Consider the following 1,547-nt stretch of genomic DNA (forward strand, 5'->3'; position numbering starts at 1 on the left):
CTTAGAAGCCTTATCACGCTCGTCTTTTGGTTATTATCAACCGTCACAATCCCTTCAAGCACACCCCCCGTATCCGATAAATACTCACTTACCCGTTGCATCATAAAACGAGCGCTATTATTAACCGTGTTAGGGTGCTGTCCCTCTGACCAATTAATTAAAGCATCAGCACCACCATTCTCAGATGCCGTTAAAGACCAATCATAAATCGTGGACATCTAAACCTCACGTCTTGATTCCAAACACAACACTCATATTAATCGGGCGCGTCTCACTTATACCTGAACTTGCCAATGCAACATCACGCATGTGAAGGTGGGAATGGGGAAAGGCGAGCTTATGGTGCACGCGTATATCCTCTGCTCTCACGCCCAAACGTTCAGCAAGCTTCAATCTTTGCTGGTCATTCAACACATATCCCCAGATGATCGTCATATCACCATGCCAACTCTCTTCCTGATTTTCATCATTCAAAATCGTAAAGGATTGACCCCCATGGTCATGCTTTCTCATTGCGTCATTTTGTAAAGTGCCAAGATAACGAAAGCGGTCTATCTCGCGGTCATCATCAACACCTCGTAAAAAAACACCACGCAAATCGGGAACATTAAACTTCGTCCAACTATCAGCGCCTCCCCACCTGATCCCTATCGCTTCATAAAGAGCAGGATAATCACTACGCAAATAAGCCTTCCCATCACATGGTAACCAGCCATCTGGCAAAACTTGCATCCCAAAAATCCCTATCGTCCCTAGTGGATAAACAGGGATAACCGGCTCTTGCGATAAAGAGAGAGGCGTAGGATTTAAAACTTGCCAAGCATGATCCCTATAAACCAAGCTATAAATGCACCCCCTTTGAAGCTCGCCTCCCGATAAAACACGGAGACCTAATTCCGTCGCCTTGTAAACAGGTTTAGCCACCAAATCATTCAAGGCAATTGCGGTTTCCCCAACATTCTTGCCCTTCGCTTTAAAATAAATTGATATCCCATTCTTATACTCTAAAAATTGCGATTGGCTTTGAAGTCTTATCAACGTCGTCTGGTGTTCAGCATCAACCGTAAAAGTGCTTTCAATCACACCACTCGTATCCGATAAATACTCACGCACACGTTGCATCATCACACGAGCACTATTATTCAGACTACTAGGACGTTGTCCTTTTGACCAATCAATCAAATCATCACAATAGGCATTCAAGGAGGCATTTAAAGACCAATCATAGATCGTCGACATCTTACACCTCATGTCTTAATCGCAAACAGAACACTCACATTAACTGGACGCGTCTCGCCTTCACCAGTGCTCTCCAAAACAACCTCTTGGTTCTCATCAAGAGTATGAGAACTTACAATGTAGCCCCCTAAATTCTCACGCTCTATGCCCATAAAATTCGCTAGAGAGCTCCCCCCAAACAAGCCTAGACGATAGCCCAACACATCCGTCGTATTCCCATCCCAAAAGTTTTCGTTGCTGGTAAAATGAGACATCGAAAGGCTCTGTCCTTGATGTTGATGCGACTCAATTAAATCTGTTTGCACACT

At 44.2% G+C, this 1,547-nt stretch carries 1 protein-coding gene and 2 pseudogenes; all 3 read right to left on the minus strand.

The window, feature by feature from the left end:
• Nucleotides 1–218: pseudogene (locus ACFIL8_RS06645) on the minus strand (phage tail protein); the annotation flags it as partial.
• A gap of 7 nt (nucleotides 219–225) precedes the next feature.
• Nucleotides 226–1,239, minus strand: a complete 1,014-nt coding sequence (locus ACFIL8_RS06650; RefSeq protein ID WP_375689191.1) for a phage tail protein — start codon at nucleotides 1,237–1,239, stop codon at nucleotides 226–228.
• An 8-nt stretch (nucleotides 1,240–1,247) separates the two neighbouring features.
• Nucleotides 1,248–1,547, minus strand: a pseudogene (locus tag ACFIL8_RS06655) (phage tail protein); the annotation flags it as partial.

Source organism: Bartonella sp. AP57NXGY, assembly GCF_042195805.1.
Classification (GTDB): Bacteria; Pseudomonadota; Alphaproteobacteria; order Rhizobiales; family Rhizobiaceae; genus Bartonella.

Coding starts and splice junctions, on each gene's coding strand:
- ACFIL8_RS06650 (WP_375689191.1), bottom strand. CDS start 1,239: ATGTCGACGATCTATGATTGGTCTTTAAATGCCTCCTTGAATGCCTAT.